Source organism: Pseudomonas sp. RIT-562 (assembly GCF_026241895.1).
In the GTDB taxonomy this organism is placed as follows: Bacteria; Pseudomonadota; Gammaproteobacteria; order Pseudomonadales; family Pseudomonadaceae; genus Aquipseudomonas; species Aquipseudomonas mandelii_F.
This window is the reverse complement of the sequence record NZ_JAPJIV010000007.1, coordinates 108,335-131,844: the sequence shown is the minus strand read 5'-3', so window position 1 is coordinate 131,844 and position 23,510 is coordinate 108,335. Positions and strand designations below refer to the sequence as shown.

Genomic DNA, 23,510 nt, shown 5'->3' with positions numbered 1-23,510 from the left:
TCGGGGATGGCGCCGCCGTGGCGGCGCTCCAGGGTCACTCGATGATGTTGAAGTCGCTCAGGTATTCATCGGAGATTTCCAGGCCCAGGCCCGGTGTGTTGTCGTCGAGCTGGATGTAACCGTTGACCGGTTGCGGCTCGCCCTTGAACACGTAGTAGAAAAGTTCGTTGCCGACCTCGACGTCGAACACCGGGAAAAATTCGGCCATCGGCGAAGCGGTGGTGGACATGGTCAGGTGGTAGTTGTGCATCTGCCCGGCGTGAGGAATCACCGGCACCGACCAGGCCTCGGCCATGGCGTTGATCTTGCGTGCAGCGGTAATGCCGCCAACGCGGTTGGTGTCGTACTGGATCACGTCGATGGCGCGGCGCTCGAGCAGGTCTTTGAAACCGTAGGAAGTGAACTCATGCTCGCCGCCGGAAATTGGCATGATGCCCATCTTCTTCAGCTCGATGTAGCCTTCGATGTCGTCGGCAATGACCGGTTCTTCGAGCCAGCGCGGTTCGAATTCCGCCAGTTTCGGCAACATGCGGCGGGCGTATTCCAGAGTCCAGCCCATGTAGCATTCAAGCATGATGTCGACGTCAGGGCCGGCCAGTTCACGCAGCGCGCGCACTTGCTCGATGTTTTTGCGCATGCCCGCCGGACCGTCTTTCGGGCCATAGCCGAAGCGCATTTTCAGCGCGGTGAAACCCTGGTTCAGGTAGCCCTGGGCCTCTTCGAGGAACAGGTCGAGGTTGTCGTTGGCGTAAAGCTTGGACGCGTAGGTCCAGATCTTTTCCTTGGTGCGCCCGCCGAGCAACTTGAACACCGGCTTGTTCACCGCCTTGCCCATGATGTCCCAGATGGCAATGTCGATCGCCGAGATCGCTGCCATGCCGATGCCTTTGCGGCCCCAGGCGTGGCTCTGGCGATACATCTTCTGCCAGATGTATTCGTTGTCGAACGGGTCTTCGCCAATGGCGATCGGCGCCAGGTAAGTGTCGATGATTTCCTTGGCCACGCGCGGCGCCAGGGCGCAGTTACCGATGCCGACCAGACCGGTGTCGGTCTCGACTTCCACCACCAGCCAGCCGTGGAAACGGAACGAGCCCATGGCATCGCCACGCTCGAACAGGATGTCGCTGGCGTTGGTGCAGAAGTGTGCTTGAGGCGGAACGACTTTGCCTTTCCACTCAAAAACTCGGGTTCGGATTGCTTTGATTTTCATGGGTACTGTTCCTTGCGCTGCCGGCTTCTTGTTGTTGAGTCGCTTTCGATGGGGCGACTTTAGCCAGCGTGCAGGGACGGCGGATAATCACTTATGCGTATCCGGCGATAACCTGGGGTGATCGGTTTGACCGTCAATTGCCCGAGTCGGGTTATCGGCCAATCCACAATACCGCTATCGCTGGCAAGCCAGGCTCCTACGGGGGATTGGGGTGTATGCGGGATTGGGTTCGGCGCAAATCCGTGGGCGCCCGGCTTGGCGGCGATGGCGTTTTCGAGGACGTCATCGCTGGCAAGCCAGGCTCCTACAGGGATTGGGGTGTATGCGGGATTGGGGCTTGGCGCAAATCCGTAGGAGCCCGGCTTGCCGGCGATGGCGATTTTGCGGTCGTCATCGCAGGCAAGCGAGGCTCCAGATACTGCGGAGTGTCAGTAGGTATTCGCACCCATCCGGCAAGCGATTTCGAAGGCCTGGCGGATCGCGCCGACGTTGGCCTTGCCCTGCCCTGCGATATCAAATGCAGTGCCATGGGCCGGTGTGGTGATCGGGATCGGCAAGCCGCCCTGCACCGTCACTCCGCGGGAGAATCCCATGAGCTTGATCGCGATTTGTCCTTGGTCGTGATACATCGTCACCACTGCGTCGAAGGCACTGGCATCGCCCTGGACCTTGAGGAAAATCGTGTCTCCCGGATACGGCCCTTCCGCCGCGATTCCCAACGCCTGGGCCGAGCGCACCGCCGGCCCGATGATGTCCAGTTCCTCGCGGCCAAATGAACCGTTGTCACCGTTGTGCGGATTTAACCCGCACACGCCAATGCGCGGTTTTTCCAGGCCATTGCGCTTGAGTGCGGTATCGATCAGCTGAATCGCTTCCACCACCCGCGCCTGGGTCAGCATGCCAGGTACCTCGGCCAACGCCACATGGGAGGTGACCCGCGAAGTCCAAAGATTATCGAGCACGTTGAATTCGCAGAACGGCCCGTGGAAATCCAGGAGTTCGGCGAACCAGTGCAGCTCGTCGTTATGAGCCATGCCGGCCATGTGCAACGAGGTCTTGTTCAACGGGCCGAACAGAATGGCATCGGTAGCGCCGGCCTCGGTCAGCCGCAAAGCTTTTTCCAGGGTGTCGAGGCTGTAGCGACCGCCGCTGACACTGGCTTCACTGCGGGCGAATTCACCGACGGTGTCGCCGCGATAGTCGAAGAACAGCGGAATGTCATCGACGAACGACAATTGCTCCAGGGACTCGACTCGCCGGTAGGGAAATTCCACCCCGGCGATGTGCATGCCGCGACGCATCTCCGCCTCATCGGCAATCAGGATCACGTTGGCCTGGCTGCGCACCGCAGGCTCGGCAAGCAGCCGTGCAATCAGTTCTGGGCCGATGCCCGCAGGGTCGCCGAGGACCATGGCGATGGATGTCTTGTTCATGCTTCACTCCTCAAAGTTCAGGCCGTGTCTTCTTATGCCGCCACTATCGAAGGTCCGGCGATAACCGTCCAATCAAAACTCGGGATACGCCGATAGCCTCGGGTTATGTCACACCCTCGTTTCAGCTCGACGCAAGCATATTGCGCTGTCAGCAACTTTCCACTCAAATGGCTCTGGCACAACGGTCTTGGCGGTTGACGCAGTTTTCGCTGCGGCGAGCTATAACCCCAGGCTATCGGTGTATGTATTGTTTTGACTAGACGCGGGGCTTGCTCCTTCCCACACTCACTCCAGGCTTGCGGCTCAAGCGCCCAGACAAGCCACTCATAACAACTACAAAAACGAGGCCCTTCCATGCGAAATGCATTCGTCCGTCGCACGTCCCGTCTGTTCCTCGGCTGCTCGCTGGTCGCCGCCGGCGTCCTCCCGGCCCTCGCCAACGCAGCCTGGCAACCCGATAAGAACGTCGAAATCGTCGTCGCGGGTGGTCCCGGTGGCGGCACTGACCAGCTCGGTCGACTGATCCAGTCGATCATCTCCACGCACAAGCTGCTCGACGTCAACACCATCGTCCTCAACAAGGGCGGCGGCAACGGTGCCGAAGCCTTTCTCGACCTGAAGATGAACAAGGGCGATCCGGAAAAGCTGGTGATCGGCACCAACAACATCTACCTGTTGCCGCTGGTTTCCAAGCTCGGTTATCAATGGCAGGAACTGACCCCCGTCGCGGCCGTGGCCGAGGATGACTTCATTCTCTGGAGCTATAAAGGCGCGCCGTGGAAAGACGCCAAGGAATTCTATGAAGCGGCCAAGGCGGACCCGGCGAAAATGCGCATGGGTGGCAGCCAGTCCAAGGATGTCGACCAGACCCTGACCCTGCTGCTCAACCAGACCAACAACAGCAAACTGGTGTACATCCCATTCAAGAGCGGCAGTGAAGCCGCGACCCAGTTGGCCGGCAAACACATCGCCGCTAACGTCAACAATCCCAGCGAAAGCATCAGCCAATGGCGCGGCGACCAGATCGAACCGCTCTGCGTGTTCAGTAAAGAGCGCATGACCTACACCGAGAAAGTCGCCGGCGACAAATCCTGGGCCGACGTTCCAACGTGCCACGAACAAGGCCTGGGCATCGATCAATACCGCTTCCCGCGCACCGTCTTCATGCCCGGCGAAGTCACCGCCGAGCAACGGGCGTTCTACGTCGAACTGCTGCGCAAGGTCACCGAGACACCGGAATTCAAGGCCTACGTGAAACAGAACGCCTTGGTGCCAACGTTCCTCGAAGGCGAGCCATTGACCGCCTACATTGAAAAAGACACCGCTCGCGTCACGCCGGTGTTCAAGGAAGCCGGCTGGCTGAAAAACTGAGTCGCCTGCGGCCGTTCAACTGAGTACGGCCGTCACCTGCTGGAGGTGTTTGATGTCCCATTCTTCGGATTCACCGGCGCTGGTCGGCACCCGCTGGGTCGAGCTTGGCCTGACAGTCTTCACCACACTGATCGGTGTGGTGGTGATGTTCGGCAGCGTCGAACAGGGTATCGGCTGGGGCGATTCCGGCCCTGAGCCGGGTTACTTCCCCTTCTACATCGGCCTGCTATTGAGCGCCGCCAGCCTGGGTAACGGTGTGCTGACACTGGTGCGCTGGCAAGCATTGAGTGTGGCGTTCGTCAGCCGCGGTGCGTTTCGCCAGGTGCTGTCGGTGTTCATTCCGATTGCACTGTTCGTTGCGGCGATGCCGCTGGTGGGTATCTACGTGGCTTCGGCCTGCTTCATCGCGTGGTTCATGTGGAGCGATAAAGCGCGCGCCACGCCCTACAGCAAGTGGAAAATCGCGGCGATTTCCCTCGGCGCGGTGCTTGCCAGCTACCTGATTTTTGCGCTGTGGTTCAAGGTCCCGCTGGATGCCGGTCCGTTGGGCGACTGGATTGCCCTGGCCGGGAGACACTTCAAATGAGCGAATTCGATTCCCTGCTGCAAGGCATGAACCTGATTCTTACCCCGGGGCACATCGGCCTGATGGTGGTTGGCGTTCTGCTGGGCATCCTGGTCGGCGTGTTGCCTGGCCTTGGCGCCCCCAACGGCGTGGCGCTGCTGTTGCCGCTGACGTTCACCATGTCGCCGGTGTCGGCGATCATCCTCCTCTCTTGCATGTATTGGGGCGCTTTGTTTGGCGGCTCGATCACTTCGATTCTGTTCAACATACCCGGCGAGCCCTCATCGGTGGCGACCACTTTCGACGGCTACCCGATGGCCCGAGAAGGTCGTGCGGCCGAAGCCCTGACTGCGGCGTTCAGCTCCGCATTGATCGGCGCATTGGCCGGTGTGTTGCTGCTGACTTTCCTGTCGACACGTATTGCCGAGTTCGCCATGTCGTTCAGCTCACCGGAGTTCTTCGCGGTGTACCTGCTGGCGTTCTGTACCTTCATCGGCATGAGCAAGAACCCGCCACTGAAAACCGTGGTCGCCATGATGATCGGCTTCGCCATGGCGGCAGTCGGCATGGATACGGTTTCTGGCAACCTGCGCCTGACCTTCGACCAGCCCATCCTGATGACCGGGATCAGTTTCGAAGTCGCGGTGATCGGCCTGTTCGGTATTGGTGAAATCCTCTGCACCGTCGAAGAAGGCTTGGTGTTCCGCGGCGAACATGCGCGAATCACGCCGATGGTGATCCTGCGCACCTGGGCCAAGCTTCCACGTTACTGGTGGACGATTGTGCGCAGCACTTTGGTGGGTTGCTGGATGGGTATTACCCCCGGTGGCCCGACGGCGGCATCGTTCATGAGCTACAGCCTGGCACGCCGCTTTTCGAAGAATCGCGAGAACTTTGGCAAGGGCGAGCTCGAAGGCGTGATCGCCCCGGAAACCGCCGACCATGCGGCCGGCACCAGCGCCCTGCTGCCGATGCTCACGCTGGGCATCCCCGGTTCGGCGACCGCTGCAGTGATGCTCGGTGGCCTGATGATCTGGGGCCTGCACCCGGGGCCAACCTTGTTCGTCGAGCAACATGACTTCGTCTGGGGCCTGATCGCAAGCATGTACCTGGGCAACGTGGTAAGCCTGATCGTGGTGCTGGCCACTGTGCCGTTGTTCGCCTCGATCCTGCGCATTCCGTTCTCGATCATTGCCCCGATCATCATCATGGTGTGCGCCATCGGCGCCTACTCCGTGCACAACTCGTTCTTCGACGTGGTGCTGATGCTGGGCTTCGGCGCACTGGGTTACCTGTTCAAGAAACTCGGCTACCCGATTGCACCATTGGTGCTGGCGGCGGTGCTGGGTGACAAGGCAGAAGATGCGTTCCGCCAGTCGATGCTGTTCTCCGACGGCCACATCGGTATCTTCTGGTCCAACCCGCTGGTCGGCGGTTTGACCACGGCAGCGCTGCTGATGCTGTTCTGGCCGCTGATTTCCAAAGTGCTGCAAACCCTGCTGGGCCTGCGCAAGCCAGCGGTCGCCAAACCAAAATCGGTGTTGTGACACAGCAATGCTGGCAACGCCTGACATTTGTTGTCAGGCTTGCCGCAGTCTTTCTTGCGAGTGCGGCCCATGACCCGAATTCCTGATGCCAATCTGATCCACAGCCGCCTGCGTCTGCGCCAGTTGCGCCTGATGCTGGCGCTGCAGGAGTTCGGCTCGCTGCGCCGCGCCGCCGACCATATCGGCATGACCCAACCCGCCGCCACCAAGATGCTCCACGAGGCCGAAGACCTGCTCGGCGTCGAGCTGTTCGAGCGCTTGCCTCGGGGTATGCGTTCAACCCCCTTCGGCGAGACGGTCATCTATTACGCGCGCATGGTATTTGCCGAACTCAGCGGCATGCGTGAAGAACTGGTCGCCCTGGAATCCGGCAACCTTGGCCGAGTTGCAGTCGGTGCCATCCCGGCCCTGGCCTCGGGGCTGCTGACCCGCACCATCGCCACCCTGAAACAAAGCCACCCGCGGCTGTCCATGAGTATTCAAGTCGACACCAGCGACGTGCTGGTCCAGGCCTTGCTGCAAGATCAACTGGACATCGTGCTGGGCCGGATTCCCGCAGGCGCCCGAGCCGAAGAACTGTTATTCGACAGCCTGGGCGAAGAAGCCCTGTGCGTGATCGCCGGCGCGCAGAATCCCCTGGCAAAAGCGCAGAAGCTGAGCTGGGCAGAACTGCAGAACATGACCTGGGTGCTGCAACAACACCCAAGCCCCATGCGCGCGATCATCAACCAGGTGTTCCACAACGCACGGGTCGATATCCCCAGCAGCATCGTCGAGACCACGTCGATCATGACCCTGCTGTCTTTGATCCAGCAGACCGACATGCTCGGCGTGACGCCCGTTTCGGTAGTGGAAGATTATCCAGGACGCGATCTGCTGGCGGTGTTGCCGATCAAGTTCGAGGCGCGGCTACCACCGTTTGGGTTGATCACCCGCAGGCACCGGATTCAGTCGTCTGCGATGCAGGCGTTTATGAATTCGGTGCGGGCAGAGCATGGGGTGGGTCAATAATTCAGGGAGGATGTGGCTTCATGCCCTGGTCAGTCGGGCGTTAGCCGAACAACCAATACGACAACAATCCCAACACAACCACCGCCAACACAGGCCTAAGCACTCGATAAGCCTTGGGATTGCGTCGTTTCCACTGCTTGATCACCCCACTGAACCGGTCACTGGAATTCTTGCTCCAGGCATACGCCTGATTGATCCCACCCACCCGCTCATCATCAAGATTCTGCGGCGCAGTGGCACGGCCCAACAACCCGCTGATCCAGCGATTCACCCGAGTCATGAAACGGTTGCTCAGCGGCCGCTCAATGTCACAGAACAGAATCACCCGAGTCTGCTCAGTCTCATTCTTGACCCAGTGCACGTAGGTCTCATCGAACATCACGTCCTCGCCATCGCGCCACGCATACTCCTGGCCATCGACGAAAATCCGGCAAGCATCGGAATTGGGGGTCGACAACCCCAGGTGATAACGCAAGGAACCAGCGAACGGATCACGGTGCGGGTTCAAATGGCTACCGCCAGGCAGCAAGGCAAACATCGCCCCTTTGACATTGGGGATGCTGCTCACCAGCGCTACAGTCTGCGGGCACAGGGCCTCGGCGGAGGGCAGTGGTTTGTCGTACCACTTGAGGTAAAACCGCTTCCAGCCCTTCTTGAAAAACGAGCCAAAACCGGCATCGTTGTTCTTCTCGGCGGCGCGTATGTAGCCCTCGTCGAACAAGTGCATCGCCTCGTCGCGTATGACTTGCCAGTTATCCTTGAGCACGTTCAGTTCCGGGAACTTGCTTCGGTCCAGGTACGGTTTGGAAGGCACTCCGGAGAACAGGTACATCAAGGCGTTATAGGGGGCGAACAAAGCCGAATGGTTGACGAATTGACGCAAGACCGGCAGCCGCGCCTTGCCGCGCAAATGCACATAGAGGGTGCTGCCCAGGAACAGCAGTAACAAAGATGCCTTCGCGGCAAAGGAAAAGGTCATCAACAACTCCTTGAGAATGGGCAACTCTGCCAACGTCATTTACCCGACGTGGCAGCCGGCCATGATAATCACTACCGGCCTCGGGAAAAACCCGTGAAATTCGACATGCAGTTTTATGGATTCAGTAACAAATTGCTTATTAACACAGATTTGCTGAACGGGAGCTGACTTGGGTCAGGCCAGCCACCTGTAGGAGCGAGCCTGCTCGCGATAGCGGTGGATCAGTCAGTAATCGCGAGCAGGCTCACTCCTACAGAGTGTTCTTTTAAGCCTGGTTCTCCTGATCGGTAAACAGATCACTGAACAACATGCTCGACAGATAACGCTCACCGGAGTCGGGCAGGATTACCACGATGGTCTTGCCCTGCATCTCTGGCGTTTCAGCCAGCCGCACTGCCACGGCCATCGCCGCGCCGCAGGAAATCCCGCACAAAATTCCTTCTTCCTGCATCAGGCGCAAGGCCATGGCCTTGGACTCATCATCAGTCACCAGCTCGACCCGGTCGACCATCGACAGATCCAGGTTCTTCGGCACAAAACCTGCGCCAATCCCCTGGATCTTGTGCGGGCTCGGCTTGATCTCCTGCCCGGCCAACGCCTGGGTAATCACCGGCGACACCACCGGTTCAACGGCGACCGAGAGAATCGGTTTGCCCTGGGTGTTCTTGATATACCGCGAGACCCCGGTAATAGTTCCGCCGGTCCCCACCCCGGCTACCAGCACATCGACCGCACCGTCGGTGTCATTCCAGATTTCCGGACCGGTTGTCTTCTCATGAATCGCCGGGTTCGCCGGGTTTTCGAACTGCGCGGGCATGAAATGCGTGGATGGATTGCTGGCGACAATTTCAGCAGCTTTTTCAATCGCGCCCTTCATGCCCTTGGCCGGTTCGGTGAGCACCAGTTCAGCGCCGAGGGCCTTGAGCACCTTGCGCCGCTCAATGCTCATGGAGGCGGGCATCGTCAGCAGCAGCTTGTAGCCCCGGGCAGCGGCAACAAACGCCAGGCCAATACCGGTGTTACCGGAAGTAGGCTCGACGATGGTCATCCCAGGCTTGAGTTTTCCGGAGCTTTCGGCATCCCAGATCATGTTGGCGCCAATCCGGCACTTGACCGAATAACCGGGGTTGCGCCCTTCGATCTTGGCCAGGATGGTCACGCCACGCGGGGCGATGCGGTTGATCTGCACCAGGGGCGTATTGCCGATGGAATGGGCGTTGTCAGCGAAGATACGGCTCATGGCTGGGTCCTTATACAGCATTGAAATAGCGCTCCAAGGTAAGCCTGTTGTTCGTGGTCGTCCAGTCAGGTCGAACGTCCTGTTACAACAACAGTCAATGGCTTTACATCGCCGGAGAATTGTCATCATGAAACGTCGCTACAGTTGGCCGCTATGGATCATTGCCGGGGTCGTCGTGCTGCTGGTTGCACTGCACATCGCCCTGCCCTACATGGTGCGCGACTACCTGAACGAGAAACTCGCCGACATGGGCGACTACCGTGGCCAGATCACCGACGTCGACCTGGCGCTGTGGCGCGGCGCCTACAAGATCAACGGGCTGAAGATCGTCAAGGTCGACGGCAAGGTGCCGGTGCCCTTCGTCGATGCGCCGTTGATCGACCTGTCCGTCAGCTGGCACTCGCTGTGGTCCGATCACGCGGTCGTGGCCGAGGTGCAGTTCTTCAACCCTGAAGTGAACTTCGTCGACGGTGGCGCCAACAAGCAGAACTCCCAGACCGGTAAAGGCACCGACTGGCGTGCCCAGCTGAGCAAACTGGCGCCCTTTACCTTCAACGAAATTCGCATCATCGACGGCAAGATCACCTTCCGTAATTTCAATTCCAAACCACCGGTGAACATGAACGCCACCAAGGTCAACGCCAGCCTCTATAACCTGACCAACGTGGTGGATACCGAAGGCAAGCGTGACGCGCGCTTCGAAGGCAAGGCGCTGTTGCTCGGCCATGCACCGTTGGAAACCACGGCGACCTTCGATCCGCTGAGCAACTTCGAGGACTTCGACTTCCGCCTGCGCGCCCGTGACATCGAATTAAAACGCATGAATGATTTCGCCTCGGCCTATGGCAAGTTCGACTTCAATGCCGGCCACGGCGACGTGGTCATCGAGGCCGAAGCCAACAAGGGCAAACTCACCGGTTACATCAAGCCGCTGCTCAAGGACGTCGACGTGTTCAACTGGCAGCAGGACGTGGAAAACAAGGACAAAGGCCTGTTCCGCTCGGTCTGGGAAGCCATCGTTGGCGGCTCGGAAACTGTGCTGAAAAACCAGGGCAAAAACCAGTTCGCCACCCGAGTAGAACTCAGTGGCAACGTGCATCGGCAAGATATCAACGCGTTCCAGGCGTTTTTGCAGATTTTGCGCAACGGATTTGTCCAGGCATTCAATGCCCGTTATGAACGGCCGAAGCCGGACGCGGGCTGAGTCACCATGTGACGCGCCATTCAGAGACTGAATAAGCCGTCTGCGTTCACAGTCGACCGGCCTGCGCGTTATAGTCGGGCACTACCATTAATTCGCCCGTCCCGCCCTGCTTCGCTCAGGTCGGCGTCACCGTTCGAGGATTAGCAGATGAAGTTCGAAGGCACCCAGGCCTACGTCGCCACCGATGACCTGAAGCTGGCGGTCAACGCCGCCATCACCCTGGAGCGGCCGCTGCTGGTCAAGGGTGAGCCGGGTACCGGCAAGACCATGCTCGCCGAGCAGCTGGCCGAATCCTTTGGCGCCAAGCTGATCACCTGGCACATCAAGTCCACCACCAAGGCCCATCAGGGCTTGTACGAATACGATGCGGTCAGTCGTCTGCGGGATTCGCAGCTGGGCACCGACAAGGTCCACGACGTGCGCAACTACCTCAAGAAAGGCAAGTTGTGGGAGGCTTTCGAGTCTGATGAGCGGGTGATCCTGCTGATCGACGAGATCGACAAGGCCGACATCGAGTTCCCCAATGACCTGCTGCAGGAACTCGACAAGATGGAGTTCTACGTCTACGAAATCGACGAGACCATCAAGGCGAAGAAGCGGCCGATCATCATCATTACTTCCAACAACGAGAAAGAGCTGCCGGACGCCTTCCTGCGCCGCTGCTTCTTCCATTACATCGCCTTCCCGGATCGCACCACCCTGCAGAAAATCGTCGACGTGCACTACCCGGACATCAAGAAGGACCTGGTCAGTGAAGCGCTGGACGTGTTTTTCGATGTGCGCAAGGTGCCGGGCCTGAAGAAGAAGCCTTCGACTTCGGAACTGGTCGACTGGCTGAAGCTGCTGATGGCCGACAACATTGGCGAAGCGGTGCTGCGCGAACGCGACCCGACCAAGGCCATTCCACCCCTGGCCGGCGCCCTGGTGAAGAACGAACAGGACGTGCAGCTGCTGGAGCGCCTGGCGTTCATGAGCCGTCGCGGCTCCCGCTGATCCCTCTTTTAACAAGATAGAGGGCGATAGCCATGCTGCTCAACCTGTTCAATGAAATGCGCGCAGCCAAGGTGCCGGTCTCGGTCCGTGAGCTGCTGGACCTGATCAACGCGCTGAAACAGCGGGTGACTTTCGCCGATATGGACGAGTTTTATTACTTGTCCCGGGCGATCCTGGTGAAGGATGAAAAGCATTTCGACAAGTTTGACCGAGCCTTCGGTGCGTACTTCAACGGCCTGGAAAAACTCGATGACCACCTGCAGGCATTGATTCCCGAGGATTGGCTGCGCAAGGAGTTCGAACGCTCGCTGACGGATGAAGAGCGCGCCGCGATCCAGTCCCTCGGCGGCCTGGACAAGCTGATCGAGGAGTTCAAGAAGCGTCTCGAAGAACAGAAGGAACGTCACGCCGGTGGTAACAAGTGGATCGGCACTGGCGGCACCAGCCCGTTCGGCTCCGGTGGCTTCAATCCGGAAGGTATTCGCGTCGGTGATGCGGGTAAGCGCCAGGGCAAGGCGGTAAAGGTGTGGGACCAGCGCGAGTACAAGAACCTCGACGATTCGGTTGAGCTGGGTACCCGCAACATCAAGGTCGCGCTGCGCCGGCTGCGCAAATTCGCCCGCCAGGGTGCAGCCGAAGAACTGGACATCGACGGCACCATTGACCACACCGCGCGCGATGCCGGGCTGTTGAATATCCAGATGCGACCGGAGCGGCGCAACACGGTCAAGCTCTTGCTGCTGTTCGACATCGGCGGCTCGATGGACGCCCACGTGAAGATCTGCGAAGAACTGTTCTCGGCCTGCAAGACCGAGTTCAAGCACCTGGAGTACTTCTATTTCCACAACTTCATTTATGAATCGGTGTGGAAAAACAATATGCGTCGCACGTCCGAGCGCACTTCGACCCAGGACCTGCTCCACAAGTACGGCGCCGACTACAAGGTGATCTTTATTGGAGATGCCGCCATGGCGCCCTACGAAATCACCCAGGCCGGGGGCAGCGTCGAGCACTGGAACGAAGAAGCCGGTTATGTGTGGATGCAGCGGTTCATGGAGAAGTACAAGAAGGTCATCTGGATCAATCCTTATCCGAAGGACACTTGGGGTTATACGTCCTCGACCAATATTGTTCGGGACCTGATAGACGACCAGATGTACCCGTTGACGTTGCGGGGGTTGGAGGAAGGGATGCGGTATTTGTCCAAGTAAGTTGAATTAACGGGAAGGCTTCATCGCGAGCAGGCTCACTCCTACAAGACATCCTGTAGGATGTGAGCCTGCTCGCGAAGCTTTTAGCTATTTCGAAACCGCTGCAAATATCCAACCTGCTCACGATGCGCCACATCCTGCACCACCGGCCGCAACCGCACCTGTGCACCTGGCAGGCATTGCGCCAACCGGGCCAACGCCAGCGGCGTCAACGCCCCAAGCCGCGGATAGCCGCCAATCGTCTGCCGGTCATTGAGCAACACGATCGGTTGCCCATCCGGCGGCACCTGCACCGCGCCCAGCGGTATCCCTTCGGAAATCATCGGCTTGCCCTGGTACTCCAGGGGCGTTCCGAGCAGCCGGATGCCCATGCGGTCCGCGCGACTGTCGAGTGTCCAGGCGCAGTTGAACGCATCGAATGAGCTCTGCCCGCTGAACTGCCCGATCTGTGCGCCGAGCACCAGGTCCAGCGGCCTGCTGTCGCTAAAGTCCGGTCGTTGTCTGGCAGGCAGCTCACGCAGCAACATCAAGGAACTGCCCTGGCAGCTCAGCGAATCGCCTTGGGCCAGCGCCCTGCCCAACCCATCCACCCCGCCGAGCGCCTCACGGACCACCGTGGAACAACTGCCCAGGACCTTCGGCGCAGCAAAACCGCCAGGGGCCGCGAGGTAGGCGCGCGCGCCCAGCACTGGCTGGGTCAACTGCAAGCGCTGGCCCTTGTGCAAACGGAAACTGCGCCACGGCGACAGGGGCTGGCCGTCGACCTGTGCCCCCAGATCCGCCCCCGCCAGCGCGAGCACGCAATCAGCCTCGGCCACCAGGGCAAACCCGCCCAGGGTGACTTCAACCACTGGCGCATCCAGATCGTTGCCCAGCAACCAGTTGGCCCAGGACATCGAACACCAATCCAGGCCGCCGCCCTGGGTGACACCCAGATGCCGCACGCCGAACCTGCCGGCATCCTGCAACAGACACAGCGGAGTGCTCGCGTCGATCATCAAACGGCTCATGCCTGGACCTCCAGGGGCGTGTCATCGCCGCCCAGGTTGATGAACTCGGCATGCGCCACCGCTTCGAAGCGCACCGTATCACCCGGTTGCATCAGGCTGTAGCCGTCGCGATCGCGGTCGAACAGCCTGGCCGGCGTACGCCCGATGAGGTTCCAGCCTCCCGGTGACACCACCGGGTACGCTGCGGTCTGCCGCTCGGCAATGCCGACGCTACCAGCCGCGACTTTTTTGCGCGGAGTGTTCAGGCGTGGTGCCGCCAGCACTTCATCCACCAGGCCCATGAAGGCAAACCCCGGAGCAAAGCCCAGGGCAAACACTTGATACGTGTGCTCGCTGTGGCGGCGGATCACCTCCTGCACCGACAAACCGCTGCGCCGGGACAACAGGCTCAATTCCGGGCCCACGCTTGGGTCATACCAGACCGGCAGCACATGACAGACGCCGGTGTCGCGAGCGTTCGGCGACAGATCGATCAAGGCAGCGCCGATCAGTTCCCGGGCCTGCGCCGGGCTCATAGTGGTCAGGTCGTAATGCACCATCAGGGTGGTGTAGGAAGGCACCAGGTCGATAAGCTGCCCGGCGAACGCCGAGCGCAGGCTTTCACTGGCCGCGAGCATCCACGGCATGTTGGCCTCGGCGATCTCGTCGAACAACCGCACCATCAGGCAGTCCAGCGCCACCACTTCGACTCGCAGTTTCACGACGCACTCTGCTGATCGAGGGCCTCACGAATGCGTCGCACGGCGGCCACCGAACTGCTGTTGTCGCCATGTACGCACAGGGTATTGGCCTGCAAGTGCAGGGCGCTGCCATCGCTGGCGGTGAGCGGTGCGCCGCGGGCGATGGTCAGGGCCTGCTCGATGATTGTTTGCGGATCATGGTGCACGGCGCCAGGCAGTTGTCGCGAAACCAGCCTGCCAGCGCTGTCGTAGGCGCGGTCGGCGAACGCTTCGAACCACAGCGTGATGCCGTATTCATCACCCAGTTGCTGGGCGGCGCTGTTGTCGCGGGTGGCCATCAGCATCAGGGGCAAGGTGCGGTCATAGGCGGCCACTGCCTGCAGCACTGCGCGCAGTTGCGCGGGGTTGGCCATCATGTCGTTGTACATCGCGCCGTGGGGTTTGACGTAACTTACCCGCCCACCCTGGGCGCGGCACACGCCATCCAGTGCGCCGATCTGGTAATGCAGGATGTCCTGCAGTTCCTGGGCGCTGTAGGTCATGGATCGGCGACCGAAACCCACCAGGTCCTGATAGGCCGGATGGGCACCGATCTGCACGCCATGACTCAAGGCCAGGCTGACCGTCTTGCGCATGATGCTGGGGTCACCGGCATGGAAACCACAGGCGATGTTGGCGCAGTCGATCACGGGCATGACCTCGGCATCCAGGCCCATGGTCCAGTTGCCGAAGCTTTCGCCGATGTCGCAATTCAATAGCAGGCGGGTCATGGGGAACACTCCTGATTGTTTATTGAGTTTGGCCCGAAAAAATCAAAATCAAAAGATCTCAGAGCCCGCGCACATCCCGGTCTTCAATCGGCCGGCTCTGGCGCAGGCGCTTGCCGCCCAGCACCACCCAATCGATCAACCGGAACAGGCACTCGATGCCGAACGACAGCAGCAAGGCGCCACTCATGCCCCAGATCATCGCTTCCGGGGTCAACAGAATCTGGTAGCTGTAGCCGTTCCAGGTTTCCTTGCGAATGTCCGGATCAGCGGCCAGGGCGACTTGCAGCACACGGATGTACCACGGGCCCTGCATGGCCTGGAATTGTTTATCGAGCGCCAGTTGGCGGGTGAGCAGTGTGCTCAGGCTGTCGGCATCGCTGCGGAAAATCGGGTCTTCGCTGGCGCGGTAATGTGCCACCAGGGCCTGCATGTCGCCCTTGAAGAACTGATTGGCGGTGCCTTGGAAGCCGCTGAGGCTGGTCTGGGCTTCAATCAGATGCGCCTCGACCCGCTTGGCATAATCATTGATGAACCCTGGCACCTGCACCCCGATCAACAGGCCCGCCGCGAACAACACCAGCCTTAGATAACTGAGCAACATCGGGAAGATCCTTATGCGGTCTTGCCCTGGCTGACGCATTCACCGCGTCGCCACAGGCTCCACTGGCCCGGTTCGTAGCGGGTCCAGGTTTCGTTTTCGGTGAGCGGTTCGGTAGCGATCACCGTGACCACGTCATTGGGCGTGGTTTCGGCCTGGAAGTCGACTATCACATCGACATCTTTCAGCCGCGCCGGTCCGAATGGGGCTCGGCGGGTAATCTGGGCCAGTTTGGTCGAGCAATAGCAGAACAGCCAGTCGCCGTCGCTGAGCAGGCAGTTGAATACGCCCTTGCTGCGGTATTCAGCGCAGGCGGCGACCAGGTCGGGCAGCAGTTCTTCAACCTCAACCGGCTCCGGAAATGCCGCGCGCACCCGGTTGAGCAGGTCGCAGAATGCCGCTTCGCTGTCAGTATCGCCCACCGGGCGATAGAAACTGGTGATTGGCTGGAAATCCGCCAGTTGGCCGTTGTGCGCGAAACACCAGTTGCGCCCCCACAATTCACGGACGAACGGATGAGTATTGGACAGGCAGACCTTGCCGACGTTGGCCTGGCGGATGTGCCCGATCACGACTTCGCTCTTGATCGGATAACGCTGCACCAGGTTGGCGACCTCGGACTCACAGCTGGCGGCCGGGTCCTGGAACAGGCGCAATCCACGCCCTTCATAAAAGGCGATGCCCCAGCCGTCACGGTGCGGGCCGGTACGCCCGCCGCGCTGCATCAGCCCGGTAAAGCTGAACACGATATCGGTCGGGACATTGGCGCTCATGCCCAATAACTCACACATGCTCGGACTCTCGATGAAAGGCTGGGGCAAGCTTACAGACGGGGTTCGACCCGCAGACGCTGAGGGTTGCTCGGCACAGGTGGGCGGCCATAACGATCATCGCCGGCTCCACCGAACAGTTGATCTTCTTCAGGCTCGTCGGCCCGCAGGGCAGCCTGGGCTGCATCAGCCTGCGCCTTGCGGGCCTTGGCGGAGCGTTCCCTGGCAAAACGGATGGCGACAAAGACCAGATAGGCGCCAAAGACGAACATTCCGTACATCAACAGTTCGGAAATCGCTCGAAAGGCGTTGTTGCCCACTTTGAACAGCAGGTCGAGGGCAGTAATGGCGATAGCCGGGGCGACTTTTTCCTTTACAGGGTCAACCATGGTCGGGGCGAACAGCAACACGGCCACCAGTAGACGCAGCGGCTCGCGCAACCAGCGCCACATCCAGGAAGTCAGGCGCAACCACACCAGCAGGCAGCCCAAAGCGGCAAAGGCGTAGAGGCCCCAGGCGATCAGATAGTCGTTCTCGGTCATGGTGTCCATGGCAAGGCAGGCAAATAGACGCTTATAGTAACGACTTTTCGCACGCCAGGCTTGTCCCAATACCATCGGGCAGGCACTGACCCTGTAGGAGCGAGCCTGCTCGCGATGGCGTATGACCAGACAACACCGATGTTGAATGTGCCGACGTCATCGCGAGCAGGCTCACTCCTACAGAGCGTTTAGCGCTAATCCCTTTTTCGTACATCGTTCGAGAGCCCTTCATGCCCCCATCCGCCAACATTCACGCCGCACCCATTGCCCACAGGGCTGAAGGTCCAGACCCGTATGCCTGGCTGCAGGAGCGCGATACTGGCCCGGTGCTCGACTATCTGAAGGCTGAAAACCATTATCAGGAAACTCAGACCGCCGATCAGGCCGGCCTGCGTGAAGCCCTGTTCGAGGAGATCAAGGGCCGGATTCTCGAGACCGACTTGTCCCTGCCCTCCCCCTGGGGGCCATACCTGTACTACACCCGCACCACCGCCGGTGATGAGTATGCGCGTCACTACCGTTGCCCGCGCCCGGCCGATGACAGCCTGGAGCTCGACGAGAGCCAGGAACAGTTGCTGCTGGACCCTAACGCACTGGCCAAGGGCGGCTTCTTTTCCCTGGGTGCGTTCAGCATCAGCCCGGACCATCAGCGCCTGGCCTACAGCATCGATTCCACCGGCGACGAGATCTACACGCTGTTCGTCAAGGAATTGTCCAACGGCCGCGTCAGCGAACTGGAGTTCGAGGACTGCGACGGCAGCATGACCTGGGCCAACGACAGCCTGACGCTGTTCTTCGGCGAGCTCGACGACACCCATCGCCCGCACAAGCTGTACCGCTATCGTCTGGATGGAACGGCGGCCGAAGAAGTGTTTCATGAACCGGACGGACGTTTCTTCCTGCATTGCTACCGCTCCAGTTCCGAGCTGCAACTGCTGCTCGCGCTGGGCAGCAAGACCACCAGCGAAGTCTGGGTACTCGATGCCGCGCAGCCTCAACAAAGCTTTACCTGCGTTGCGCCGCGCCGGGAAGGCCATGAATATGACGTCGACCACGGCGCGCTGGATGGCCAGTGGAGCTGGTTTATCCGCACCAACCGCGACGGCATCAACTTCGCCCTGTACCACGCTGACGATACGGGTGTGGCCCCGACCGAGGAACAGTGGCAGAACCTGATCCCCCATAGCCACCTGACCATGCTCGATGGCATGAGCCTCAATGCCGGGGCCTTGACCCTGAGCCTGCGAGTCGGCGGCCTGCCGGTGATTGAAGTGCATCCGCAGGACCTGCCCAGCTACCGCGTGCAGTTGCCCGATGCGGCCTACAGCCTTCACGTGCAGAACAGCCTGGAGTTCGCCAGCGAGCGCATCCGCCTGCGCTACGAAGCGTTGAACCGGCCGGCGCAGATCCGCCAGCTCGACCTCGCCACGGGCGAACAGAAGGTGCTCAAGCAAACCCCGGTGCTCGGCCCGTTCGACGCCGATGCCTACGTCAGCCAGCGCCTGTGGGCAACGGCACCTGACGGTACGCAGGTGCCGATCAGCCTGGTGGTCAAGCGCGAGGCCCTGGGTCAGCCGACCCCGCTGTATCTGTACGGCTACGGTGCCTACGGCGAAAGCCTCGATCCGTGGTTCTCCCACGCGCGCCTGAGCCTGCTGGATCGCGGGGTCGCGTTCGCCATTGCCCACGTGCGTGGCGGCGGCGAACTCGGCGAAGCCTGGTACCGCGCCGGCAAGCAGGAGCACAAGCACAACACCTTCAGCGACTTCATCGCCTGCGCCGAGCACCTGATCGCCAACGGCTACACCACCGCCCCGCAGCTGGCAATTAGCGGCGGCAGTGCCGGCGGCCTGTTGATCGGCGCGGTGCTCAACCAGCGGCCCGAGCTGTTCGGCGCGGCCATTGCTGAAGTGCCGTTCGTCGACGTGCTCAACACCATGCTCGATCCGGACCTGCCATTGACCGTCACCGAGTACGACGAGTGGGGCAATCCCGAGGATCCAGAGGTGTATGAGCGCATCAAGGCTTACGCTCCTTACGAAAACGTCAGCGCCCAGGCTTATCCGGCAACCCTGGTGATTGCCGGCTACAACGACAGCCGCGTGCAGTATTGGGAGGCGGCGAAGTGGGTCGCCAAGTTGCGCGCAACCAAGACCGACACCAATCCGTTACTGCTCAAGACCGAACTGGGTGCCGGGCATGGCGGGATGAGCGGGCGTTACCAGGGCTTGCGTGACGTGGCGCTGGAGTACGCGTTCGTGTTCAAGGTACTGGGCATCGTCTGATACCCACGAAGCTTTGCTCCCACAGTTTGCCAGCGGCTTAATCGCTGGTTATCCGCCGGGGGGTTTGATTTTGCTGCTGTTTTGCTCAAGGCCCGGCAACGGCTGGTCCTTGGGCGGGTTGGGCATTTCGATCGGCGGCAGCAACGGCGGGCCGCCACTGCCAGGGCCCGCCTTGGGCACGGCGGTCGGAGTGATCTGAGGGTAAGGTGTCGGTGTTGCGGTTCCCGGCGAACCAGGCATCGGCGCCGGGCTGGTGGGAATGGTTTGCAGCTCCTGGGCCTGCACTGCAGTTATCGAGAGCGCGGCCAAGGCAATGACCGTTAGAATGGTGCGCTTCATCAATGGCTCCGTTAGCCTTGTTGTCTGTTCTCAGGCTACTCCCAACTGCGCGTGATTGCCCTCCCCGTGCCAATTCTTCTCAAGCCCATTTTTTAAGCCCCTTCTTCTTAAGAGAGCCACATGAAACGTTTCGTACTACTCGACACCACCCCCATACCAGATAATGGCGGTGCCCTGTGCCTGTTCGAGTACGGCGAGGATTTTGTCATCAAGATCCAGGGCGGTGACGGCGGTCAGTTGATGAACACCCGCATGCACGGCTCCGAAGATGCGCTGGCTGAGATTCCCTGCCGCAAGGTCGCCGGGCGGCCGAATTCGCGGGTATTGATCGGTGGCCTGGGCATGGGCTTTACCCTCGCCTCGGCGCTCAAGCACCTAGGCAAGACTGCCGAAGTGGTAGTGGCCGAACTGGTGCCAGGCGTTGTCGAGTGGAACCGCGGGCCGCTGGGCGAAAAATCCGGCAACCCCCTACTCGACCCGCGCACGGTGATCCGCATGGAAGACGTGGCCAAGGTGCTGCAGGCCGAACCCCAAGGCTTCGACGCGATCATGCTCGACGTCGATAACGGCCCCGAAGGCTTGACCCAGAAAGCCAACAGCTGGCTGTATTCCGCCGGCGGCCTGAGCGCCTGCGCCAAGGCCCTGCGGCCCAAAGGCGTGTTGGCGGTGTGGTCGGCGAGTGCCGACCGGCAGTTTTCCGACAAGCTGAAAAAGGCCGGTTTCAAGGCCGAGGAAGTCCAGGTCTTTGCCCACGGCAACAAAGGCACCCGCCATACCATCTGGATTGCCGAAAAGCTCAAGGGCTGAGCTAAACTCTGTGCATAACCGTCATCAGTCATTTTTACCAAGGTGAACCCATGAGTTCGTCAACAACCCCGACCAACACCTCGAAGCTGGACCGCATCCTCGCCGATAACCAGCGCGACAAGGAAATGGGTTACCGCGACAAGGCACTGAAGATGTACCCGCACGTGTGCGGGCGCTGCACCCGTGAGTTTTCCGGCAAGCGCCTGAGCGAATTGACCGTGCATCACCGCGACCATAACCACGACAACAACCCCCAGGATGGTTCCAACTGGGAACTGCTGTGCCTGTATTGCCATGACAATGAGCACTCGCGGTACACCGACCAGCAGTACTTCAGCGAGGGTTCGTTGAGCTCGCCGAAAATCGCCAAGGCGACGCATAACCCGTTTGCGGCGTTGGCTGGGTTGATGAAGAAGGACGACTGAAGAAATTCGGCGATCGGGCTGGCCTCTTCGCGAGCAAGCCCGCTCCCACAGGGGTCTTCGGTGGACCAGGTTCTTGTGATCACTGGAGCTCATTGTGGGAGCGGGCTTGCTCGCGAAGAGGCCAGCCCGTCCATCACAGTACTCCAAACCAAACACCCCTCCCCCAATCCCCGTATAATCGCCGTTTTTTCCCCGAAGGCACCCCGCTCGTGGCAGACAAACGGTACAGCTGCATAGGTTTGTATAACCCCAAGTCACCGGAAAACGTCGGTTCGGTCATGCGCGCCGCCGGCTGCTATGGCGTGGCCTCCGTGTTCTACACCGGCAAGCGTTATGAACGCGCCGCCGACTTCGTCACAGACACCAAGCGCGTGCACTACGACATCCCGCTGATCGGCATCGACGACCTGAAAAAAATCCTGCCCCTGGGTTGCGTCCCAGTGGCAGTCGAGCTGGTTGACGGTGCCCGCGCACTGCCTGAGTACACGCATCCCGACCGCGCCCTGTACATCTTCGGCCCGGAAGACGGCTCGCTAGACAAAGAGATTCGCGACTGGTGCGAAGACGTCGTCTACATCCCGACTACCGGCTGCATGAACCTTGCGGCAACCGTCAACGTCGTGCTCTACGACCGTATGGCCAAAGGCTTGAACACCCGCTCCGGGGCGAAATTCCGCTGAATTGCCGCACATCCGATGGAACAAGCCGCCCGCGATGGGAGTCAGCTTATTTATCTATTCTTGAAGCAGTCCATCCAGCCAGGAGACAGATCATGAGCGAACTCAAACGCGTACAGCGCATCGAATCCACCCCGTTCCAGACTTATCCCGACCAGAACGTCCACGGTTGGGAGCGCATCGGCTCACTCGCCGGTGGCGTGGTGATGATGGGCAAGGGCCTGCGTCGCGGCGGCATTTTTGGTTTGATCCAGGTGGCGATCGGCGGCGTGGCGCTGGCCCGGGGCATTACCGGACACAGTTCGGCCAAGAGCCTGCTGGAGAAAAGTCGCCAGGACATGAACAACGTGCGAGCGAAGATCGAGCGCGCCGGGGAAGAGTTGACCAGGTTGAAGAAGAACGCTGAGGCGGCGACCAGTACGGCTACTGTGACGGGTAATGATTCGCTGGTTTCGCCCAAGACTGGGGTCTAAGGATTTAAGGTCAAGAGATCGCAGCCTTCGGCAGCTCCTACAGGTAATGGGTCGTCCGCATATGTTGCATACGACTCGATACCTGTAGGAGCTGCCGCAGGCTGCGATCTTTTGATTTACTGAAGCAACCCGGTATCCAGGACTTCGGAAGACTCACCGATCACACTCTCGGCCAGCTGCACAAATTCCCTGGTATCCACACTCTCCAAGCGCATCGCCCCACGCAGCACATCGTCCAGCGAGCGCTTGTTGCGGGTCTTGATGCGTATCTCCTGATCCAACTCCCCCAGCAGCAACACCGCCCTGCCAACTTGCGCCGAATCGATTTGCTCGCCGCGCAAGGTCTTCACCTTCTCGCCATCGCGCGCCAACTTCTTGTGCAAGCTCGCATAACGCTCATCGCTCATGCCACCCGCACGACGCACCAGTTCGATGGCGTAATACTCGGCAAATCCCTCGCTGATCCAGTCGCTGCGCTGCTTGTCATTGATGCGTGCGAACAGCTGGGCCAACTCGCGCACCAGCGCACTGCTGCCGCTTTCACTCACCAGTGGCAACCGCGAGTTGAGATAGATGGATTCGCGCGCTGCCAGGCTGCCGCGCCACATCGGGTCGTTCGCGCCGATGATCAACAACTTGGTCGGGTGCCGTGGAAACACCGCCTGCACCTGCGGCCAGACGAATGTCAGCAGCGTCAGCACATCCATGCGCCGCATCCCCTGGCCCAATGGGGACGCCACCGTCACCTCGGTTTCCCCGAGCCGCGTGCGGCGAGCACCGAGGTGACCGGCGAGCATCCAGCCGGTGGGTCGGTCGAACAGTCGCGAGACGTTATCGATGCGGAATTTGTTTTTGCCAATCCGCGGCCAGGCGGTTTCCACGCTTTTCCAGCCCGTGGGCAGCTCGAACTCAAGGCGCGACACCAGCTCGATGCCATCCTGCTGATCGAGTTTGGCGGCAGGTACCAGGTCGTCACCGCGCATCAATGCCCAGGTAGGCGTCATCCGCGTCTCGAAGCTGCCGCCCTTGCGACCGTGGCTGATGCGCACCCGATAGGTCAGGCTGGACTTGTCGGCAGCCGGACGCCAGATGCCGCGCGCCTGTTTGCCTGCCACCAGTTGCCACTGGCCGTCGGCTTTGAAGTCGCTGTAACGGCTGCCGTCACCCAGGTCGAAATCCAGGCTGCGGACTGCCGAACCCTGGGCAAGCGACAGCCGCACCTCGGCCTGATCGCTTTGTGGCAACAGGCGCACGTGATAATCCAGATCGACTTTTTTCGCCGCCCACGCCGATGAACTCAGCGCCAGCAACCCAATCGCCAACACCTGGCGCAATCCCACAGCCATACACACTCCTTGTGGCGAGCGGAC

General features: G+C 60.4%; 24 protein-coding genes. 12 read left to right on the top strand and 12 right to left on the bottom strand.

Going from position 1 to position 23,510, the window contains the following annotated elements; all coding sequences use genetic code 11:
- Window positions 1-34 precede the first annotated feature (34 nt).
- Together ORL50_RS11580 and ORL50_RS11575 are read right to left on the bottom strand one after the other, a co-directional pair.
- Window positions 35-1,210, bottom strand: a complete 1,176-nt coding sequence (locus tag ORL50_RS11580; protein WP_122476260.1) for an L-rhamnonate dehydratase — start codon at window positions 1,208-1,210, stop codon at window positions 35-37.
- A gap of 428 nt (window positions 1,211-1,638) precedes the next feature.
- Window positions 1,639-2,643, bottom strand: a complete 1,005-nt coding sequence (locus ORL50_RS11575; protein WP_266014409.1) for a 4-hydroxythreonine-4-phosphate dehydrogenase PdxA — start codon at window positions 2,641-2,643, stop codon at window positions 1,639-1,641.
- A gap of 354 nt (window positions 2,644-2,997) precedes the next feature.
- Here ORL50_RS11575 and ORL50_RS11570 point away from each other — a divergent pair, with 354 nt between their 5' ends.
- From ORL50_RS11570 to ORL50_RS11555, 4 genes are all read left to right on the top strand, one after another.
- Window positions 2,998-4,014: a Bug family tripartite tricarboxylate transporter substrate binding protein gene (locus tag ORL50_RS11570; RefSeq protein WP_266014406.1), complete on the top strand. Its 1,017-nt coding sequence runs from the start codon at window positions 2,998-3,000 to the stop codon at window positions 4,012-4,014.
- Between the two features lie 52 nt (window positions 4,015-4,066).
- Complete coding sequence (locus ORL50_RS11565; RefSeq protein WP_266014403.1) at window positions 4,067-4,600, top strand: tripartite tricarboxylate transporter TctB family protein; 534 nt, start codon at window positions 4,067-4,069, stop codon at window positions 4,598-4,600.
- Window positions 4,597-6,126, top strand: coding sequence for a tripartite tricarboxylate transporter permease (locus ORL50_RS11560; RefSeq protein ID WP_266014401.1), 1,530 nt, complete (start codon window positions 4,597-4,599; stop codon window positions 6,124-6,126). Before ORL50_RS11565 ends, ORL50_RS11560 begins: the two co-directional genes overlap by 4 nt.
- Window positions 6,127-6,195: 69 nt before the next feature.
- Window positions 6,196-7,137 (top strand): LysR family transcriptional regulator, encoded by a 942-nt coding sequence (locus tag ORL50_RS11555; RefSeq protein WP_266014398.1) that lies wholly within the window; start codon window positions 6,196-6,198, stop codon window positions 7,135-7,137.
- A 40-nt stretch (window positions 7,138-7,177) separates the two neighbouring features.
- Here ORL50_RS11555 and ORL50_RS11550 read toward each other — a convergent pair whose 3' ends face one another.
- Window positions 7,178-8,116, bottom strand: coding sequence for an aspartyl/asparaginyl beta-hydroxylase domain-containing protein (locus tag ORL50_RS11550; RefSeq protein WP_266014395.1), 939 nt, complete (start codon window positions 8,114-8,116; stop codon window positions 7,178-7,180).
- 265 nt (window positions 8,117-8,381) lie between these two features.
- Window positions 8,382-9,356, bottom strand: a complete 975-nt coding sequence (gene cysK / locus ORL50_RS11545; protein ID WP_266014392.1) for a cysteine synthase A — start codon at window positions 9,354-9,356, stop codon at window positions 8,382-8,384.
- Between the two features lie 127 nt (window positions 9,357-9,483).
- Here cysK and ORL50_RS11540 point away from each other — a divergent pair, with 127 nt between their 5' ends.
- The 3 genes from ORL50_RS11540 (at window position 9,484) to ORL50_RS11530 (ending at window position 12,764) form a co-directional block, all read left to right on the top strand.
- Complete coding sequence (locus ORL50_RS11540) at window positions 9,484-10,560, top strand: DUF748 domain-containing protein (protein ID WP_266014389.1); 1,077 nt, start codon at window positions 9,484-9,486, stop codon at window positions 10,558-10,560.
- A 147-nt stretch (window positions 10,561-10,707) separates the two neighbouring features.
- A complete protein-coding gene (locus ORL50_RS11535; protein WP_045058724.1) occupies window positions 10,708-11,553 on the top strand; it encodes an AAA family ATPase in 846 nt (281 codons plus the stop codon).
- Between the two features lie 32 nt (window positions 11,554-11,585).
- A complete protein-coding gene (locus tag ORL50_RS11530; protein ID WP_122837858.1) occupies window positions 11,586-12,764 on the top strand; it encodes a vWA domain-containing protein in 1,179 nt (392 codons plus the stop codon).
- A gap of 83 nt (window positions 12,765-12,847) precedes the next feature.
- On the opposite strand, the gene ORL50_RS11525 is transcribed toward ORL50_RS11530, so the two are convergent.
- From ORL50_RS11525 to ORL50_RS11500, 6 genes are read right to left on the bottom strand one after another with little or no spacing between them, the layout of a single operon-like run.
- Complete coding sequence (locus tag ORL50_RS11525) at window positions 12,848-13,774, bottom strand: 5-oxoprolinase subunit C family protein (protein WP_266014381.1); 927 nt, start codon at window positions 13,772-13,774, stop codon at window positions 12,848-12,850.
- A complete protein-coding gene (locus tag ORL50_RS11520; RefSeq protein WP_266014378.1) occupies window positions 13,771-14,475 on the bottom strand; it encodes a 5-oxoprolinase subunit B family protein in 705 nt (234 codons plus the stop codon). Before ORL50_RS11520 ends, ORL50_RS11525 begins: the two co-directional genes overlap by 4 nt.
- The gene (locus tag ORL50_RS11515) at window positions 14,472-15,224 is read right to left on the bottom strand and encodes a 5-oxoprolinase subunit PxpA (RefSeq protein ID WP_266014375.1); all 753 of its coding nucleotides are present in this window, start codon (window positions 15,222-15,224) and stop codon (window positions 14,472-14,474) included. The genes ORL50_RS11520 and ORL50_RS11515 overlap by 4 nt, the downstream gene beginning before the upstream one ends.
- 58 nt (window positions 15,225-15,282) lie before the next feature.
- Entirely contained in the window at window positions 15,283-15,825 is a 543-nt protein-coding gene (locus ORL50_RS11510) for a DUF2937 family protein (RefSeq protein ID WP_266014372.1), read from the bottom strand.
- A gap of 11 nt (window positions 15,826-15,836) precedes the next feature.
- Window positions 15,837-16,613 carry a class II glutamine amidotransferase gene (locus tag ORL50_RS11505; RefSeq protein ID WP_247289309.1) on the bottom strand — a complete coding sequence of 259 codons (777 nt, stop codon included), beginning with the start codon at window positions 16,611-16,613 and terminating at the stop codon, window positions 15,837-15,839.
- A gap of 32 nt (window positions 16,614-16,645) precedes the next feature.
- Window positions 16,646-17,143: an MFS transporter gene (locus ORL50_RS11500; RefSeq protein WP_266014364.1), complete on the bottom strand. Its 498-nt coding sequence runs from the start codon at window positions 17,141-17,143 to the stop codon at window positions 16,646-16,648.
- A gap of 221 nt (window positions 17,144-17,364) precedes the next feature.
- On the opposite strand from ORL50_RS11500, the gene ORL50_RS11495 reads away from it, so the two are divergent.
- Window positions 17,365-19,419 carry a S9 family peptidase gene (locus ORL50_RS11495; protein ID WP_266014361.1) on the top strand — a complete coding sequence of 685 codons (2,055 nt, stop codon included), beginning with the start codon at window positions 17,365-17,367 and terminating at the stop codon, window positions 19,417-19,419.
- A gap of 48 nt (window positions 19,420-19,467) precedes the next feature.
- Here ORL50_RS11495 and ORL50_RS11490 read toward each other — a convergent pair whose 3' ends face one another.
- A complete protein-coding gene (locus ORL50_RS11490; protein WP_266014356.1) occupies window positions 19,468-19,758 on the bottom strand; it encodes a hypothetical protein in 291 nt (96 codons plus the stop codon).
- Window positions 19,759-19,878: 120 nt separating this feature from the next.
- Between ORL50_RS11490 and ORL50_RS11485 the strand changes: the two genes are divergently transcribed.
- The 4 genes from ORL50_RS11485 to ORL50_RS11470 all read left to right on the top strand — a co-directional run bounded on the left by ORL50_RS11485 (window position 19,879) and on the right by ORL50_RS11470 (window position 22,140).
- Window positions 19,879-20,565, top strand: coding sequence for a spermidine synthase (locus ORL50_RS11485; protein WP_266014353.1), 687 nt, complete (start codon window positions 19,879-19,881; stop codon window positions 20,563-20,565).
- Between the two features lie 50 nt (window positions 20,566-20,615).
- Window positions 20,616-20,990, top strand: coding sequence for a YajD family HNH nuclease (locus ORL50_RS11480; protein ID WP_266014350.1), 375 nt, complete (start codon window positions 20,616-20,618; stop codon window positions 20,988-20,990).
- A 209-nt stretch (window positions 20,991-21,199) separates the two neighbouring features.
- Window positions 21,200-21,670, top strand: coding sequence for an RNA methyltransferase (locus tag ORL50_RS11475; RefSeq protein WP_266014347.1), 471 nt, complete (start codon window positions 21,200-21,202; stop codon window positions 21,668-21,670).
- Window positions 21,671-21,762: 92 nt separating this feature from the next.
- Window positions 21,763-22,140: a YgaP family membrane protein gene (locus ORL50_RS11470; RefSeq protein WP_266014343.1), complete on the top strand. Its 378-nt coding sequence runs from the start codon at window positions 21,763-21,765 to the stop codon at window positions 22,138-22,140.
- A 116-nt stretch (window positions 22,141-22,256) separates the two neighbouring features.
- On the opposite strand, the gene ORL50_RS11465 is transcribed toward ORL50_RS11470, so the two are convergent.
- Window positions 22,257-23,486, bottom strand: coding sequence for a hypothetical protein (locus tag ORL50_RS11465; RefSeq protein WP_266014340.1), 1,230 nt, complete (start codon window positions 23,484-23,486; stop codon window positions 22,257-22,259).
- Window positions 23,487-23,510: the final 24 nt, after the last annotated feature.